Source organism: Marinomonas sp. GJ51-14 (assembly GCF_055808695.1).
In genome coordinates this window covers 1,107,447-1,125,576 of sequence record NZ_CM147879.1, presented here as the reverse complement: position 1 = coordinate 1,125,576, position 18,130 = coordinate 1,107,447, and the positions used below count along the sequence as shown (strand labels likewise).

15 protein-coding genes are annotated in these 18,130 nt (G+C 41.7%); 5 read left to right on the top strand and 10 right to left on the bottom strand.

Going from position 1 to position 18,130, the window contains the following annotated elements; genetic code table 11:
* Positions 1-3: 3 nt before the first annotated feature.
* From mnmE to rpmH, 4 genes are all read right to left on the bottom strand, one after another.
* Positions 4-1,383, bottom strand: a complete 1,380-nt coding sequence (mnmE, locus tag AC0L3Y_RS05525) for a tRNA uridine-5-carboxymethylaminomethyl(34) synthesis GTPase MnmE (RefSeq protein WP_473469712.1) — start codon at positions 1,381-1,383, stop codon at positions 4-6.
* 134 nt (positions 1,384-1,517) lie between these two features.
* Positions 1,518-3,173, bottom strand: a complete 1,656-nt coding sequence (yidC, locus tag AC0L3Y_RS05520; protein ID WP_473469710.1) for a membrane protein insertase YidC — start codon at positions 3,171-3,173, stop codon at positions 1,518-1,520.
* A gap of 100 nt (positions 3,174-3,273) precedes the next feature.
* Positions 3,274-3,669, bottom strand: coding sequence for a ribonuclease P protein component (rnpA, locus tag AC0L3Y_RS05515; protein ID WP_473469708.1), 396 nt, complete (start codon positions 3,667-3,669; stop codon positions 3,274-3,276).
* A gap of 8 nt (positions 3,670-3,677) precedes the next feature.
* Positions 3,678-3,812 carry a 50S ribosomal protein L34 gene (gene rpmH, locus AC0L3Y_RS05510; RefSeq protein ID WP_084035504.1) on the bottom strand — a complete coding sequence of 45 codons (135 nt, stop codon included), beginning with the start codon at positions 3,810-3,812 and terminating at the stop codon, positions 3,678-3,680.
* Positions 3,813-4,322: 510 nt separating this feature from the next.
* On the opposite strand from rpmH, the gene dnaA reads away from it, so the two are divergent.
* From dnaA to gyrB, 4 genes are all read left to right on the top strand, one after another.
* Complete coding sequence (dnaA, locus tag AC0L3Y_RS05505) at positions 4,323-5,885, top strand: chromosomal replication initiator protein DnaA (protein ID WP_473470594.1); 1,563 nt, start codon at positions 4,323-4,325, stop codon at positions 5,883-5,885.
* A 32-nt stretch (positions 5,886-5,917) separates the two neighbouring features.
* Positions 5,918-7,015: a DNA polymerase III subunit beta gene (gene dnaN / locus AC0L3Y_RS05500; protein ID WP_473469706.1), complete on the top strand. Its 1,098-nt coding sequence runs from the start codon at positions 5,918-5,920 to the stop codon at positions 7,013-7,015.
* A gap of 88 nt (positions 7,016-7,103) precedes the next feature.
* Complete coding sequence (gene recF, locus AC0L3Y_RS05495) at positions 7,104-8,210, top strand: DNA replication/repair protein RecF (RefSeq protein WP_473469703.1); 1,107 nt, start codon at positions 7,104-7,106, stop codon at positions 8,208-8,210.
* A complete protein-coding gene (gene gyrB / locus AC0L3Y_RS05490) occupies positions 8,211-10,634 on the top strand; it encodes a DNA topoisomerase (ATP-hydrolyzing) subunit B (protein WP_473469701.1) in 2,424 nt (807 codons plus the stop codon). It abuts the gene before it with no gap.
* Between the two features lie 257 nt (positions 10,635-10,891).
* Here the strand turns inward: gyrB and AC0L3Y_RS05485 are convergent, their stop codons facing one another.
* Positions 10,892-12,565, bottom strand: coding sequence for an FAD-binding oxidoreductase (locus tag AC0L3Y_RS05485; RefSeq protein WP_473469698.1), 1,674 nt, complete (start codon positions 12,563-12,565; stop codon positions 10,892-10,894).
* 11 nt (positions 12,566-12,576) lie between these two features.
* Positions 12,577-12,972 (bottom strand): VOC family protein, encoded by a 396-nt coding sequence (locus tag AC0L3Y_RS05480; RefSeq protein ID WP_473469696.1) that lies wholly within the window; start codon positions 12,970-12,972, stop codon positions 12,577-12,579.
* A 98-nt stretch (positions 12,973-13,070) separates the two neighbouring features.
* Here AC0L3Y_RS05480 and AC0L3Y_RS05475 point away from each other — a divergent pair, with 98 nt between their 5' ends.
* The gene (locus tag AC0L3Y_RS05475; RefSeq protein ID WP_473469694.1) at positions 13,071-13,649 is read left to right on the top strand and encodes a CGNR zinc finger domain-containing protein; all 579 of its coding nucleotides are present in this window, start codon (positions 13,071-13,073) and stop codon (positions 13,647-13,649) included.
* Between the two features lie 118 nt (positions 13,650-13,767).
* Here the strand turns inward: AC0L3Y_RS05475 and gmhB are convergent, their stop codons facing one another.
* The 4 genes from gmhB to trkA all read right to left on the bottom strand — a co-directional run bounded on the left by gmhB (position 13,768) and on the right by trkA (position 17,783).
* Positions 13,768-14,325: a D-glycero-beta-D-manno-heptose 1,7-bisphosphate 7-phosphatase gene (gene gmhB, locus AC0L3Y_RS05470; protein WP_473469691.1), complete on the bottom strand. Its 558-nt coding sequence runs from the start codon at positions 14,323-14,325 to the stop codon at positions 13,768-13,770.
* A gap of 52 nt (positions 14,326-14,377) precedes the next feature.
* Positions 14,378-14,848, bottom strand: a complete 471-nt coding sequence (ybaK, locus tag AC0L3Y_RS05465; RefSeq protein WP_473469689.1) for a Cys-tRNA(Pro) deacylase — start codon at positions 14,846-14,848, stop codon at positions 14,378-14,380.
* A 34-nt stretch (positions 14,849-14,882) separates the two neighbouring features.
* Complete coding sequence (locus tag AC0L3Y_RS05460) at positions 14,883-16,331, bottom strand: TrkH family potassium uptake protein (RefSeq protein ID WP_473469687.1); 1,449 nt, start codon at positions 16,329-16,331, stop codon at positions 14,883-14,885.
* Between the two features lie 78 nt (positions 16,332-16,409).
* Positions 16,410-17,783, bottom strand: a complete 1,374-nt coding sequence (trkA, locus tag AC0L3Y_RS05455; RefSeq protein WP_473469685.1) for a Trk system potassium transporter TrkA — start codon at positions 17,781-17,783, stop codon at positions 16,410-16,412.
* Positions 17,784-18,130 lie beyond the last annotated feature (347 nt).

Sequence of the window (18,130 nt, the reverse complement as noted above, 5' to 3'; positions counted from 1 at the left end):
AAATTATTTCCCGATACAGAATGAACCAAAGATACGGCCAAGCAAGTCGTCACTGGTGAATGCACCGGTGATTTCACTGAGAGCTTGTTGCGCTTCTTTTAAATCTTCCGCGAGCAACTCCCCCGCACCGTAGCCATGTAATTGTTCATCACCCGCATCTAAGAATCGCTTCGCTTTATTAAGCGCTTCTATGTGTCGACGACGTGCAATAAAACCACCTTCTGTGGTGCTGTCGAATCCCATAACGGCTTTTAAGTGCTCAGTCAGATCAGAAACACCCTCTCCTGTCTTCGCTGACAGAGAGACCACAGAGACGCCTTGAACGGTTTCTATACCAGTACTTTCTTTGGTCAAATCTACTTTATTTCGCACCAGTGTTAAATGACTGGTATTACCGAGTTTCTCCATAAACTCAGGCCAAATTTCACTTGGGTTTTTTGAATCAATCGATTGGCTGTCGACCATCATTAAAATACGATCTGCTTTGCTAATTTCATCCCATGCGCGCTGAATACCAATGCGCTCTACTTCGTCTGGACTATCGCGTAAACCGGCGGTATCTATTATGTGCAGGGGCATGCCATCGAGATGAATGTGCTCACGTAATACATCGCGGGTTGTCCCTTCAATATTAGTCACAATGGCTGATTCTTTACCCGATAAAGCATTCAATAAGCTGGATTTACCTGCATTTGGGCGGCCAGCTATAACGACATTCATACCTTCACGAATCAAAGCACCTTGATTGGCTTCTTTCAGAACTAATTGAAGTTTGGCCTGAATGCCTGCAAGTTCATTGGCAACTTTCCCATCACCAATAAAGTCGATTTCTTCTTCAGGAAAATCTATTGCTGCTTCCACATAAATACGCAGATGAATTAAGGCTTCAACCAATTCATCAACACGCTTTGAAAACGCACCTTGCAAAGAACGTAACGCACATTTTGCTGCTTGCTCTGACGTACTATCAATCAAATCCGCAATGGCTTCCGCTTGTGTTAAATCCATTTTATCGTTCATGAAAGCTCGCTCTGAGAATTCACCCGGGCGAGCCAAACGTGCACCAAGTGCAACACAATGGCTTAACAGCATATCCATAATAACTGGACCGCCATGACCTTGAAGTTCAAAGACATCTTCACCGGTAAATGAATTTGGCCCAGGGAAATATAAGGCTAGCCCCATATCAAGCTGTTCACTCGCGGCGTCTTTAAATGGCACATAATGGGCATAACGAGGAGTTGGTTCAAAACCAACAATTTGTTTTGCAATTGTGAGGCTTTTCGGCCCTGATAAACGAATTATCCCTACGCCACCTCGGCCAGGAGCAGTGGCTTGCGCGGCAATTGTGTCTTGGTCTGTGGCGTATTGAAAATCAGTCATAATTAAGCTCTGTACGATGAAACAAGAATATTAACCATTGTCCGTTAGCAAGGAAGTCATGGCAATCTAAACATAAAAAAGGCCTCCCAATGGGAAGCCTTTTTCTATCGAAATTAAAGGTCACACTTAGAGCGTTAAGCTTCTCTTTCGATACGTTTGGTAATGATGTACTGCTGTATAATCGACAAGGTGTTGTTACATACCCAGTATAGAACCAAACCAGCAGGGAACCATAAGAAGAAGAAAGTAAATGCGATAGGCATGATCTTCATGATTCGAGCTTGCATTGGATCTGGAGGTGTTGGATTAAGCATCTGTTGCCCAAACATACTTACACCCATCAAAATAGGCAGTACGAAGTAAGGGTCCATAGACGCTAGATCATGAATCCATAAGAAGAATGGAGCATGACGTAATTCAACAGATTCCATTAATACCCAGTACAAAGAAAGGAAAACTGGCATTTGTACCAAGATAGGTAAACAGCCACCCAATGGGTTAATTTTTTCTTTCTTATATAAAGACATCATTTCTTGTGACATCTTCTGACGATCATCGCCGTACTGTTCTTTCAGCTTGGCAATTTCAGGTCCAAATTTACGCATTTTAGCCATAGAACGGTAGCTTGCTGCAGAAAGCTTAAAGAAGATAGCTTTCACACATACTACGATCAGGATAATAGCGACACCCCAGTTAATAACCACAGATTGAATGATTGTTAGTAACCAGAATAAAGGTTTAGCCAACCACCATAACCAGCCGTAATCTACAGTAAGTGCTAGATTTTCAGCAGTTTCTTCAAGATGATCTTGTAGTTTTGGACCAACATAGAAAGTCGATGCTAATGTGCCTTGTTTACCTGGTGCAATTTCAACCGGAGAGCCTGTAAAACCAATGATATTAAAACCGTTGTTAGTACGAGCTTGTAAGGTAACTTTTTGACCTTGCTCAGGAATCCAAGCAGAAACAAAGTAATGTTGCAAAACCGCTACCCAACCTTGAGTTGTCGATTTTTTAACAGGCTCTTCTTCCATATCAGAAAAAGAAACCTTGTTGTACTTGTTTTCTTCATCAGAGATAGCACCACCTAAATAAGGCTGCAATCCCATGCTTGTTGCTTGGCTTGGATCATCTGAATTATCGCGTTTGATTTGAGCAAACAAGTTACCACGCCAAATTGACGATGATGTATTGTCTACCGTAATCAATTGACGGATACGATATTTACCTTTAGTGAAGCGGAAAGTTTTGGTGTATTTCACCCCTTTCGCATCTGTGTAATAAAGGTTTACATCAAGCGAGTCTTCGCCATCCATTAAGGTATATGACGCTTGCTCTGATTGATAAACAGGACGACCTTCAACAGAAGCATCAGGACCGTTTTGACCAATCAAACCACTTTGAGTGACATAAGTGCGTTCTGCGCCATCTTCCAAGATTACAAATGAATCAGGCTTACCTAATTCTTTCTTGTATTGAAGAAGAGCCGCTTCAACAAGGTCACCGCCAACTGGGTTGATAGCAACACGCAAAGTATCTGTGGTTACTTCAATTAGTTTCCCTGGTGCGATTGAAGTCGCATTTTGAGGAACTAAAGCATTGGCGTCGTTTACGCTTTGAGTTGCCGAAGGCAAATCATTGCTGAGTTGAGTGTTTGTCTCAGGTTGTTCCTGAGAGCTTTGAGCTACACTTTGAGTGGACTGAGAACCATAATCTTGGTTCCACTGTAAAAACAGCAGGTAGCCACTGATAAAAAGCGCACCCCATAAAAAGTAACGTCTGAAATCCATGGTATTCAACTAATTTGTTTGGTTGGACAATAGGTTCAGAGAACCCTTATAAAAATCACGGGCTATTAAACCAGCCTTTGGCAGTTTTTTCAGCCTATTTTTACTTAGAAGTGACGCGTTTTTTATTTTGAGAGGGTTTTAATGCCTTTTTCGCCAATTGGTCCCATGCTTTATCGAGTCGATTATGCAAATTAGCATTATCTAATTCTTTAATGCCTTGGCGAGCCAAGAAGACAATATCTAAACCAGAAAGCGGAATTTTATGATGGCGAAAGGAATCGCGTACCAATCGTTTGATACGATTTCGTCCTACAGCCCGTTTATCCGTTTTTTTGGACACAATAAGACCTAACCGAGTTTGGTCATCATCTCTTTTTCGTGCCAATAAAAGGAATTCGCCTGCGAAGACTTTAGAAGAGGTGTCGTTAAAGACTGATTGATAATCCCCGGCATTCAGAAGTCTGACATGCCGGGGAAAACAATAATCATCGGTCATAAGCGTGTTTATGCGCTTAATACCTTGCGGCCGCGGGCACGACGACGAGCGACGATTTGACGTCCGCTTTTAGTAGCCATACGAGCACGGAATCCGTGGTTACGTTTGCGTTTTAAAACGCTAGGTTGGAAAGTTCTTTTCATCGTTCTTCTCTCACTGAAGCAGTGTTTCAGTTTTGAGGGTTAGCGATCGCCAAGCCTCTACATTTGATCGTTAAATCAGGGCGCGGATTTTAGAGCCTTTCCTTAGTAAATTCAATGGCTAACATTGCTTAATTGTTAAAAAAATAACCACACAATCAATTAAACACTTACACACAGACTTCTACCTTAAACGTGGATAAAAAAATTAAGGTAAAAATGTCTTATCCACAAAGTCACTGTTTTATTAATTTATCTGTATAAAAATCAAAATGTTATAAATTCTATTTTTTGTGGGTAAGGTAAAAATAATTCTTAATTATGCTGTGTATAACCTGTTGTTTTATACACACAAGAATAATTTTATCTACTGCTGTGTATAACATTTCGTGTTATTAACATTTTTGTGATTGTAGCCACTTTCGTTTTTATTCTATTTATATGTGGATAACTTCAGTTACCCAAGGTAAAATCCGCTTCTTGTCTGTCACTCAACCAGGGAGTACGCCTACAGTGTCTTTGGAGCATTGGGATCTTTGTCTGCAGCGTTTGCAGGGGGAGTTTTCCACATCTCAGTTCAACACTTGGATTCGTCCGTTACAGGCTGAAATGATGCCTAATGGAGAATTGTGCCTAAGTGCACCAAACCGATTTGTGTTGGATTGGGTGAGTAACAAATATCAAACGCGCATAAAAGAACTGTTGTCTGAATTTGCAGGCGATGATCTTGCCCCTACTTTAAAACTTGTGGTGAATAACCAAAATTTTGCACAAGCGAACCAAACAACATCAGCACCGCCTCCGCCACCTATTCCTAGTGCATCAGTTGCTAGCCCTTTAAATAATGAAGCGGCAAGAGAATCTGGTTATCGTCCAGGATTTGGTTTAATGGATGATGAAGAAGGCACACCACCAGCAGGGCTTGAATTTGAAGCACCGTTAACGCTTTCCCCTACTGGCAAAGGTTTAAGTGGAGAATTGGAACCTTATGAGCAGGGGCAGCTACCTTTAGCTGCACCTAAACGTAAGGTACAGGTAGAAGGCGGTATTAATCATGGTGCTAATCTAAATAACTCTTTTACGTTTGATAACTTTGTCGAAGGTAAATCGAACCAACTTGCTCATGCAGCGGCTTTACAAGTTGCTGAAAATCCAGGAGGCGCCTACAACCCACTCTTTATATATGGTGGTGTTGGTTTGGGTAAAACTCACTTAATGCAAGCCGTTGGTACAGAGTTAATGCGCCATAATCCAAATGCCAAAGTGGTGTATTTACACTCTGAGCGTTTTGTTGCGGATATGGTTAAAGCCTTGCAATTGAATGCCATCAACGACTTTAAACGTTATTATCGTTCTGTTGATGCTTTATTGATTGACGATATTCAGTTTTTTGCTGGTAAAGATAGAACCCAAGAAGAATTTTTCCATACCTTTAACGCCTTGTTAGAAGGTGGTCAGCAAATGATACTGACTTGCGACCGTTATCCAAAAGAAATCCAAGGTTTGGAAGACCGACTTAAATCTCGTTTTGGTTGGGGGCTTACAGTTGCTATTGAACCACCTGAGCTCGAAACGCGAGTCGCCATTTTAATGCGTAAAGCAGATGAAATTGGTATGAAGTTGTCTTATGATTCAGCATTCTTTATTGCACAAAAAATTCGTTCTAATGTGCGTGAATTAGAAGGTGCGTTAAAACGAGTGATTGCTAACTCTCATTTCACAGGTCGAGCGATTACGCCTGATTTTGTGCGAGAATCATTAAAAGACCTTTTGGCCTTGCAAGATAAGTTAGTGAACATTGATAATATCCAACGAATTGTGGCGGAATATTACAAAATTAAGATCAGTGATCTTCTTTCTAAACGCCGCAGCAGATCCGTTGCCCGTCCTCGCCAAGTGGCGATGTCGTTAGCAAAAGAATTGACGAATCACAGCTTGCCAGAAATTGGTGATGCATTTGGCGGTCGTGACCATACGACAGCCTTACATGCGATTCGTAAGATTAAAGAACTGCAAGACACGGATTCGGATATCCGTGAAGACTACAAACAATTGATGCGAATTCTGACCACCTGATGGTCTAAGACTTTGAGCTTACGAGGAAAGTAATGAAATTTTCAGTCGTCCGCGAGACACTTCTTAAGCCACTTCAGCTAGTGGCAGGCGTTGTAGAGCGCAAACAAACAATGCCGGTCTTGGCCAATGTTTTGGTAGAAGTTAAAGACCAACTATTAACTCTGACTGGGTCTGATCTAGAAGTTGAGTTGATTGGTCATGTTCCATTAGATGAATGTGAAGAAGGCCGTATTACCGTGCCTGCTCGTAAGCTAATGGATATTTGCAAAAGCTTACCAGACAGTGCTGTGATTGAATTCACATTGGATGATCAAAAAGCGGTTATCCGTTCTGGACGTTCGCGTTTCAGTTTGTCTACTTTGCCTGCTGATGAGTTTCCAAACATCCAAGATATGCAAGGTGACCTAACGGTTGCGATTGCACAAAATAGTGTACGTCGCTTAATCGACCGTACTGGTTTTGCCATGGCGAACCAAGACGTCCGTTACTATCTAAATGGTATGTTATTAGAAGTGGCTGATGGTCAACTACGTGTAGTTGCCACTGACGGACACCGTTTAGCAACGGCTGTTGAAGATGCACAAGTAAGCGGCGATTTAACTCAAGTTATCATGCCTCGTAAAGGGGTCTTGGAACTGAACCGTTTATTAAGTGACACAGATGAAGTGGTTGAACTAACAATTGGTACAAACCATATTCGTGCGACAGTTGCGGATTATGTCTTCACTTCTAAACTTGTTGAAGGCAAGTTCCCTGATTATCACCGTGTTATTCCGCGTAATAACGAAAAAATTGTCATTGCTGATCGCCTAGAGCTACGCCAAGTTTTCTTACGTGCTTCTATCCTATCAAATGAAAAATATCGTGGTGTTCGTTTAATTCTTTCTAATGGTATGTTGCAAGTGTTTGCCAACAACCCAGAACAAGAAGAAGCTGAAGAATCTGTATTGGTTCAATACCAAGGCGATAATATCGAAGTTGGTTTTAATGTTGGCTATTTGCTGGATGTATTGGGTGTTGTTGACTCTCAAGAAGTGCGTTTGTCATTAAATGACTCCAATAGCAGCGCTTTGATCGAAGAGGCGCAAAGCCATGCGGCACAATACGTTGTTATGCCGATGCGTCTCTAATGAGATGATAGTGATATTACCCGCTTGATATTTTAGAAACTGAAATGGTCAAGCGGGTCTTCCCTACCCTGATTAAGGTTTAATAGTTATGCCACTGGTGCGTTTGGACATCTCTCATGTTCGCAACCTTTCTAGTGTGCGCTTTGAACCTTCACCTCAAGTCAATGTGATCGTTGGGAAAAATGGCAGTGGAAAAACCTCTGTATTAGAAGCCATTCATCTTTTGTCTTTTGGTCGCTCCTTCCGTAGTCACAAACACAAAACCTATATTCAACATGAAATAGAACATTGTTTGGTGTTTGCTCAACTACATCAAGATCAAGGCAGTCCAATTCCTGTTGGTCTACAACGCCATCGTGATGGCCAGATTGATGTACGTATTCAAGGGCAACGAGCGCAATCCGTCATTGAACTTGCTGAACGCCTTCCTGTGCAGCTTATTAATCCTGATGCGTTTCGTTTATTAGAGGGTTCACCGAGTATTCGGAGGCAATTTATCGACTGGGGAGCCTTCCATTTCGATAAAGACTTCATTCAAGCGTGGCGAGGGTGGCAAAAAGCATTAAAACAGCGGAATACCTTGCTCAGACGTGGTAAAATCTCTAACAGTTTATTGGCGGCATTTGATCAGGAATTGATCCGGCTTGGTGAGCAAGTTAATGTGTCCCGAAAAGCCTATGTTGAAAAGCTAATACCGCATTTCGTTGAAGTATTATCGTTACTGACAACGGAGCTTTCGGTCGATTTACAGTTTTTCCAAGGTTGGGATTCACAGAAAAGCTTACAAATGGCAGTGGAATCAGGACGTGATCGAGATATTGAGCTGGGTTATACGCATACAGGCCCGCAACGGGCCGATTTGCGAGTAAAAACGGTCACAGGAGATGCGCTAGATACGCTTTCTCGTGGGCAACTCAAGCTGGTGGTTTCGGCGCTTAAAATTGCCCAAGGAAAACTACTGATTGATATGGGTCGCCCGCTGGTTTTTTTGGTGGATGATTTGCCCGCTGAATTAGACGCTAACCATCGACAGAAATTGTGTCGATTGTTGGAGTCTCTAAATAGTCAAATTTTTATTACCAGTGTTGAGCCTGACACGACAGATTTTACTTGGGCTGACACAACAGACGTTCGCCAGTTTTCTATGAACAACGGCGAAATGTCTTTATTGAGCAATGGTTTGCAGGAGAGTTAAATGAGTGAAAATAATTACGATTCGTCCAGTATCAAGGTGCTCAAAGGGCTAGATGCTGTACGTAAGCGTCCCGGCATGTACATTGGGGACACGGACGACGGCACTGGTTTACACCACATGGTATTCGAAGTCGTGGATAATTCCATTGATGAAGCATTGGCTGGTCACTGTGACACCATTACAGTACTGATCCATCCAGATGAATCTATTTCTGTTTCTGATAACGGCCGTGGTATTCCGGTTGATATTCATGAAGAAGAAGGTGTTTCAGCTGCAGAAGTTATCATGACGGTATTGCATGCTGGTGGTAAGTTTGACGATAACTCATATAAAGTGTCTGGTGGTCTTCACGGTGTGGGTGTTTCGGTTGTAAACGCTCTATCTGAAAGCCTAACACTGACAATCCGTAAAAACGGTAAAGTCTACGAACAGCATTATGCCCATGGCGTACCACAAGCACCTTTGGCTATTGTTGGTGATTCTGATGGCGCAGGCACAACAGTTCATTTCAAACCGTCAGCCGATACCTTTAATAACATCTTATTTGTTTATGATATTTTGGCAAAACGCCTACGTGAATTGTCCTTCTTGAACTCTGGTGTTGCGATTAAACTGAAAGACGAACGAACAGGCAAAGAAGACTTCTTTAACTACGATGGCGGTCTACGTTCATTCGTAGAACATTTGAACACCAACAAAACGCCTATCAATGATATCTTTCACTTTATTTGCCAACGTGACGATCTAGAAGACGGTATTGCCGTTGAAGTTGCATTGCAGTGGAACGAAGGCTTCCAAGAAAACATTTACTGTTATACTAACAACATCCCACAACGTGATGGTGGTACTCACCTAGCAGGTTTCCGTGGTGCTTTGACTCGTACGCTAAATAACTTTATAGAAAAAGAAGGTCTAGCGAAAAAGCAAAAAGTCGCAACAACAGGTGATGACAGCCGCGAAGGTCTAACCGCGATTGTTTCTGTTAAGGTTCCTGATCCTAAGTTCTCTTCTCAAACAAAAGATAAACTTGTTTCTTCTGAGGTGAAAACTGCCGTAGAACAAGAAATGGCAAAACGCTTCTCTGAGTACTTACTTGAGAAACCAGGCGAAGCAAAAATTATCGTTAATAAAATGATTGATGCTGCTCGAGCGCGTGAAGCCGCCCGTCGTGCTCGTGATATGACTCGTCGTAAAGGTGCATTAGATATTGCAGGCTTGCCAGGAAAATTGGCAGACTGTCAGGAGAAAGACCCAGCGCTTTCTGAAATATACCTAGTGGAGGGTGACTCTGCGGGTGGTTCTGCAAAACAAGGTCGAGATCGTCGTACTCAAGCGATCTTGCCACTTAAAGGTAAAATCCTAAACGTCGAAAAAGCCCGTTTTGATAAAATGTTGGCGTCTGTTGAAGTTGGCACTCTGATTACTGCATTAGGTTGCGGTATTGGCCGTGATGAATTCAACGCAGATAAACTTCGCTACCACAGCATTGTCATCATGACCGATGCCGACGTGGATGGATCGCACATTCGTACTTTGCTTTTGACTTTCTTCTTCCGTCAAATGCCAGAAATCATCGAACGTGGTCACATCTTCATTGCACAACCTCCTTTATTTAAAATTAAACGTGGTAAGCAAGAACAGTACATTAAAGATGAAGCTGCATTGGATCAACATCTAATCGAAGTTGCTCTAGATGGTGCTCACATGCACGTAAACTCAGATGCTCCAGGTATTCAAGGTGAGCCTCTAGCTGAATTAATGCGAGATTATATTCGCATTGAAGAAGATATTAATCGTTTGTCTCGTGTGTATCCAAAAGATGTCATGAGTAAACTTCTGTACTGTAAAGCTCTGACACAAGAAGATTTAGCAAACGAAGCCATTGTTACTGAATGGATTGAAGCGATCCGCAGTCAAATGCCACAAGATGCTCGTACTGGCTTCCGTTTTGACTTTTCTGTTGAAAAAGATGAAGAGCGTAATATCTTCTTACCAGTTGTTGAAATTATGTCTCACGGCGTAATGAACCGTTACCGTTTTGAAGGTACTTTCTTTAATTCTCCTGAGTACAAACGCATTGTTGCTATGGCAGAAATCGTAGCTGAATTATTCGGTGAAGAATCTTACATTCAACGTGGCGAGCGTCGTGAAGAAGTTACAACAATCAGTGAGATGAAAACTTGGCTGATGAAAGAAGCCAACCGTGGTATGACAACACAGCGCTACAAAGGACTGGGTGAGATGAATCCTGAGCAGCTTTGGGAAACCACAATGGACCCTGAAGCACGTCGTATGTTGCGCGTCACCATCGATGATGCTGTAGCTGCAGACCAAATGTTCACAACCTTGATGGGTGACGAAGTAGAACCTCGTCGTAACTTCATTCAAGACAACGCCTTGAACGTAGCCAACCTAGACGTTTGATCGCTTAAGTTGAGTTAATAAAAAAGCGGTTAGAGTGTATGCTCTAACTGCTTTTTTTGTGCTTGAAATAATAGAAATCTAGAGACTGTGCATCATGGAGGGTTCGCGCCAGTGTCGAAATGATGTGCTGCCTTTGGTTTTCCATGTACTCAGAACTCAACGACTCTCTAAGTATTTAAAGGTTTCAGCCAAGGTGTCGTGAGGTGTTTTCGGTTGGTAGCCGAGTTCTTTTCTTCATAGTGTATAAAACAACCTTTCTAGAAGCTTTCATAGTAGATGACAGCGCGTTTTACACCCAGAGCTTCAAGTTCAGAGGTTAAACTATTGAGAAAGCTTGTTGGTCCACAAAGGTAAAAGTCCGCATTCAGGTCTGGTACATGTTGTTGGATAAGTCCGCCATTTATGCGCCCTTTCCTGTTGTAATCTTCTCCAATGACGTCATGTGCGTTTGGCTGGCTAAAAACAACGTCAAGGTGAAGCGCTTCATGTTGTTTCTGAAGTGTTTTGATTTCGTTCAATAACGGCGCGTGGTCGCTATTACGAGCGCCATAAATAAAATGCACGGGTAATGATTTTTGCGTTTTAGTAAGGGAGTGCAGCATGCTGACTAATGGTGTGACACCAATGCCGCCGCTGATCAAAACGATGGGTCTTGTTGCGTATTTTAGGGTGAAATCGCCACTTGGTTTTTTGGCTTGAAGTACATCGCCTACTTGAATCTCGTCATGTAGATGCTGTGAACCTACACCTTTGTCTTCTCGCTTCACACTGATTCGATAATAATCATCCATGGGTGAGTTTGAAAGTGAGTAAGTACGTTCAATAGGTGGCTTGTCTTCTAATAGAGGCAATTGTATTGGCAAATGTTGGCCAGCATAGAAGCGAGGAAGCGTTTCTGCACTCATTGGTTCTGCTAAAGCTAACTCGAATGAAGTAACAGAACTACTCTCGATTGTTTTTTTGGTAACTCGCAATCCACCTTTGATGCTATTGGGCGAACTCCAACGCAAAGGCAATACAGCCTTTAACTCAACGATTTCATCTATCTCAATGTTTAACAGTCGATGTGCGCCTGGGTGTTCTTGAATCTTGTCTGAGTCCCAATCAATGTCTACCCGCCCCGTTATTTGCAGCATATTGCCTTTTTCAAAGTCCAGAAACAGCAAACCCACCAAAGGGTTGAGTATTAAATTGCCTATGGTGTTGAAAAAATTATTGCCAGAATAATCGGGAAGTACCAGTTGTCGTTCATTTATAACCTTCATAAAACCGGGCGAACCACCTCGATGAGAAGCATCCATACCGTTTGACCTATGCTCTCCTTCTTCCTTGTAACCACTGCCAATAAACAAAGTATCTGCGTTTGAAATCCATTCTTGCATAGAGGGTGTTAGTGAAGCGTGACGTGTTGAGCTCATATCCTTCGTGTTGGTTTCGGTATATTCCCAGACACGTTCCGAAATATATTGAGGGCAATTTCCAAAGGATTGGGACACTTTGAAAGTGATGCCTTGTTCGTTTTTACTCGCTATCGAACCTGTTGCTCTGTTGCGGCGTCGGTTACTTAGTTCAATGCCGATTAGCCCGACATTGGCACCTTCAATAAAAGCTTCTTCAAGCGCGTCACCTTGTATTGGCTGAGTGGTAAAGTGCAGTGTTTTATCATCTGGGAAATGCATAAAACCTTGTTTACCCGTTAATAACGTCACCCAAGGTTTGCCTTGTGAATCTGTGGCTGAAATTACAGCAAAAGGCAATTCACTGAAAAAAAGTCGATGTTGTTCTATGAAAAAAGGACGAATCGCTTTGGCTCCCCAATGGGCCATCTCTTTATGCATACCGACATGTTTCTGTGCCTGAATTTCGCCTTTGTGGAAAGCTGAAGGCGTAGTATTAAGATTGGTATTGATATTAGTATTGGGGAGTGTCATAAAACCTTCCTTTAAAGCTTAATTAACTCAAGGCGGATGTTGCCAGGAATACGACACATCATGTGCTCTATTCCACTGTCACCTAATGCTTCTGGTGTGAATTCAATGGTTACATCATCGCGTGCTACCAGCTTTTCGTGGAGTTCTGCTAATACTGTTGTCTCTGCAACACGCAATGCAAAATGGTGTAAACCAAGATTGGCTTTACGATCGAATGGAGTTGCTGTTGTAGGGTCTTCTGCTTGCCAAAGTGTCAGCATGATGGTGCCATCGCTCACAAAAATAGCGGGATAAGCGGGCACTTCTTTTACTTGTTTAAAGCCTAATGCTTCTATGAAAAATGTACTTGCTGCTTTTACATCAGAAACCGTAAGACCTAGATGGTGTATACCTTGAGTATGAGTCATTGTTTGTTCCTTATTCATTAGAGTAAAATATAACCGTTATAGTTACATTTTAGAGGTTATATTATGTTCCCTTTTATAACCTGTAAAGGTGTTTTATAATGGTTATCATGAAAAATCATAAAAGATCCTTTATCCATGTGGGCAACCATCTCGCTATGGACCTGATAAATACTCAGTTTGAATACCATGGAGAAGCCGTTAATCTGCTCTCTTGTTATGATGACCTGTGCCAATGGGCCACAGAAATGGGAATTGAATTAGAAACCAGTAATGACGATTCAGGAATGGACGCTGTTTGGTTACTAAGAGATGCGATAAAAACGCTGATGACAAATCGGATTGATCAACAAGCGCTTTCTAAGGAAGCGATAGACGTTGTGAATAAGCATTTGTGTCATGCACCCACTCAGCAGCAATTACTGACGATTGGTGAAGAAGTTACTTTACAGCCTTTATATCAGACGCTGACGCTTGAGCAATTGCTTGGGAAAATAGCCAAAGAAGCGGCTGAATTATTAACGTCGCCACAAAGCCAACAAATCAAATCTTGCTCGAACGAGAAATGCATCCTGCTATTTTTGGACACATCCCGTTCGAGAAAACGCAGATGGTGCAGCATGGAGCGCTGTGGAAACCGAGCAAAAGCAGCGAACTTTTATCATTCCAATAAAGATTAACTTTTGATGCTTGTGCAATAAGGTCATCTGTAAATTTGAATGGCTTTTAAGTAGATACATAGGTAGTAAATACTTACAAACTTTTTATGTTCTTATGCAAATACTTATAAGTCTCGATTTATGAGTATTTGAATAAGGTCGCAATACAAAATGCTGATAAATCTGTATAAACGGTAAACGGGAAATCTATTTTCTTATATTGAGTCTCACGGCCTTTCCCCGTTAATACTAATACTGGCGCACATCCTCGGGCTTCGCCAGCCTGAAGGTCTCTCATAGAGTCTCCAACCATAATGGCTGGGTGTTCTTGAAAAGATAAACCAAGTTGAGTTTCAATCGCTTCAATCATCCCACTCTTTGGTTTACGGCAAGCGCAATTGTCGTCTGGGCCATGGGGGCAATATTGTATTCCTGAAATACTACCACCCTCTGCTTCAACTAAGCTGACCATTTTATCGTGCATTGCTTGTAGTGTTATTTCGTCATAATAACCACGGGCAATACCTGATTGATTGGTAACAACAAATACTCTAAAGCCCGCTTTTGATAAGGCTGCAATTGATTTTATGCTGCCGGGCAATGGTAGCCATTCCTCGACTGACTTAACGTATTGATCTGAATCTTGGTTGATAACGCCGTCTCGGTCTAACAGAATAATGGGTTTTATTTGTGCCATTTGAAATTGCCTTAGCAGATAAATCAATGGATAAAGTGAGTTTCTTTAGATATTAATACTCACCAATGTCAGAGAAGGTCGAGTCACGACAAACAAGGCTAAGATCATGCGGAGATAAACCAATATCTAAACCTCGTTGCCCACCACTAACATAGATTTTTTTGATGTCTTTCGCGCTTTGGTCTATGCAAGTGATAAGCCTTTTCTTTTGTCCTATAGGACTGATACCTCCTACCAAATAGCCTGTTAAGCGCTCCGCTTCTTTAACATCAGCCATACGCAGCTTTTTAACATTGAAAGCATTGGCTGCGCGCTTTAAATTTAAAGTGCCTGTGACGGGAACGATAGCCACAAAGAATTGTTTATCGTCACTGACTAATAAGGTTTTAAAAACACTTGCTGGGTCTAAGCCGAGTTTTTGTGCCGCCTCTTCACCAAAATTGATGCAGTGACGGTCGTGTTCGTATTCATGAATGCTGAATGAAATTTTTTGCTTTTTTAATTGATTGATTGCGGGCGTCATTTACCAGCTTCCTTTCTCCAGTACTTTTCTGGGGTTATCTTTGCCAGAACATTGGTGTAAATAGAACTAAAAGTGTAAATACCTCTAGACGACCTAACAACATAGAGAAACACAGCATCCATTTGGCAGAGTCACCAACACTAGCAAAACTTGAAGAAACGTCACCCAAGCCTGGACCAAGGTTGTTTAGTGTTGCAGCAACAGCAGACCAAGCTGTAACCTGATCTAATCCTGTAGCCATTAAACCAATCATTAGTGTTATATAGACCAACAAGTAAGCTGAGAAGAACCCCCACACAGCAGAGACCACTCTTTCTTGAATAGCTTTGCCGCCCACTTTTACAGGAATAACGGCATTAGGATGAATTAAACGTTGAATTTCTCGTATGCCTTGCTTGAGAATCAATAGAATACGAATGACCTTCATACCGCCGCCGGTTGAGCTTGCGCAACCGCCAACAAAGGATGTAACAATCAATAGGAAAGGTAAAAAGTGTGGCCAGTTTGAAAAGTCTGATGTACTAAAACCAGATGTCGTCGCAATCGAAACACCTTCGAATACGGCATAACGTAGAGAAGTACTCCAATCGAAAGTTGACGTCATCGCTAAAACTAAAGTAGATAAAATAACCGTGCTAGATAAGATCAATAGAAAGAAACGGGCTTCTGGATCTTTAAAATAATGCCAAATGCTTTTATGTCTCCAAGCAAAGAAATGCAAGGCAAAGTTGAAAGCGGAAACAATCATAAAGAAGACACATATCAATTCAATTGCTACGCTATTGAAGTAACCAATACTTTCATCGTGGGTTGAAAAACCACCAATTGCAACCGTCGAAAAGCTATGACAAATCGCATCGAACAAACTCATTCCTGCTATCCAATAACCTAAAGCACACACACTGGTTAATGTCGCATAAATGTACCAAAGGGCTTTTGCTGTTTCGGCAATACGGGGTGTGAGTTTGGTGTCTTTTACTGGCCCGGGTGTTTCTGCTCGATAAAGCTGCATTCCACCGATACCTAACATCGGCATGATAGCCACGGCTAAAACGATAATACCCATACCGCCTAACCAGGTAATCCACTGGCGATAAAATAAGATGGATTTCGGTAAGTCATCAATCCCAGTAAGAATGGTCGCCCCTGTTGTTGTGAATCCTGACATGGATTCAAACAAAGAGTCAGTAAAAGAAAGGTCTGGGTTTTCAGATAGGAAAAAAGGCACTGAACCAAAAAGGCCAAGTACCGTCCAGAAGAGAACGGTTACTAAGAATCCGTCACGAATTTTCAGTTCTCCACGTGCGTTTCTAACAGGAAACCAAAGGAGAAAGCCGCCTAATAAATTTACTAATAATGCATAGAGAAATGCATCGAGCGCCCCGTCATTGTAAATTAGAGAGACAATAATGGGTGGAATCAGCGAGATACTGAAGACCATTACCAATAAACCAATGACGCGAGTAATGACACTAAAATGCATACTTTCTTCCTAGAGCTCCATAAGGATGGCTTATCGAGCGTCCGTTAAAATTTCAAAGCGTGTTTAAACATGGCTTTATTAAAAGAACGTCAGCCCTACCTGAAATAGTTGTTCAACGGCCGGTATTTGTTTTTTGTTTGTCACGAAAAGAATGACGTGATCTTCTGCTTGAATAACCAATTCGCTGGTGGCAATAATAAGATCGTCTTCTCGAACAATCGCACCAATTGTTGCCCCTTCTGGTAGGTTCAAATTCGCGATACTTCGACCAACCACTTTAGAAGAGCGGTAATCACCATGTGCTACAGCCTCTAGTGCTTCTGCTGCACCTTTACGCATGGAGTGAACATTCACAACGTCACCGCGACGAATGTAGCTTAGAAGTGAGCTAATGGTGGTTTGTTGAGGTGAAATGGCAATATCGATCATACCTTCTTGAACAATGTCCACATAAGCAGGGTTATTGATAATGGTCATGACCGTTCTAACACCTAAAACCTTTGCCAACATAGATGACATAATATTCGCTTCATCATTGTTGGTTAGTGCACAGAATACGTCAGTCGATTCTATATTTTCTTCAAGTAACAATTCTTGCTTAGAAGCATCTCCATGCAAAACAATGGTGTTATCTAATGTTTCTGATAAATATCGACAGCGCTCAGGATCTCGTTCAATGATTTTAACGCGATATTCTTTTTCTAGGCTTTGTGCAAGGCGTTCACCAATGTTACCGCCACCTGCAATAATTATTCGACGATAAGGTGTATCCAGTGGACGCAGTTCACTCATTACATCCAATACGTCTCGTTGCGCCGTTAGAAAGAAAACTTCATCGTTGGCACGAATATAAGTATTACCATCAGGGGAAATGGATTTACCGTCTCGATAAATGGCAGCGATACGAGTTTGAATAGAGGGCATGTGTTCTTTCAAAAAGCTAATTTGCTGATCGATTAATGGACCACCCTTTTCAGCTTTAACGACAACCAGTTGAACCTTGCCCTCAGCGAACTCCATAACCTGTAGTGCACCAGGATAACGAATCAATCGACTTAAGTGTTTTGTTACTTCTTTTTCTGGACTGATTCGTACGTCCATTGGCATTGCTTGATCGCAAAATAATTCAGGGTACTTTGAATATGCACTAGAACGGATTCGACCAATCTTAGTAGGCGTTTTAAATAAAGTATGGGCAACCTGACAAGCGACCATATTTGTTTCATCTTGATTACTTACTGCAATCAACATGTCGGCATCATTGCAGCCAGCTTGGTCTAAGACATCGGGGTGAGAACCACTACCTTGAACAGTTTGGATATCGAGCCTATCTTGCAACTCTCTAAGGCGGTCTAAATCTTTATCGATGACTGTTATGTCGTTATCTTCACTTGCTAGGTTTTCTGCAAGTGTGGCACCAACTTGGCCCGCACCTATAATAATGATTTTCATATTCTGCCTTTGAGCCTAATGTGTTTTTAGGCTCTGCGTTTGGTGTTCTAGTTTATTTTTTATCTAGGTCATTGTGAGTAATGAAAGAGCATCACAAGACTTTTCATTCAGTAAGTTAAGTGTAACCACATAAGCGCAATTATTTAACTTGATCTTGAAAAATACTCGTAATTTTTTTACTCATTTCGTATTGGCTTTCTGTCTTAGCATTTATTGTCATTTAACTATTTGTTCTTGTTACTTTCTAAGTAAAGGTTTTGATTATGAGTTATAGACAAAAAAATACCCAATCAACTGTGTTTCATGTGAAACAATTGACTGGGTATTTTTAGATAATGACTTATTTT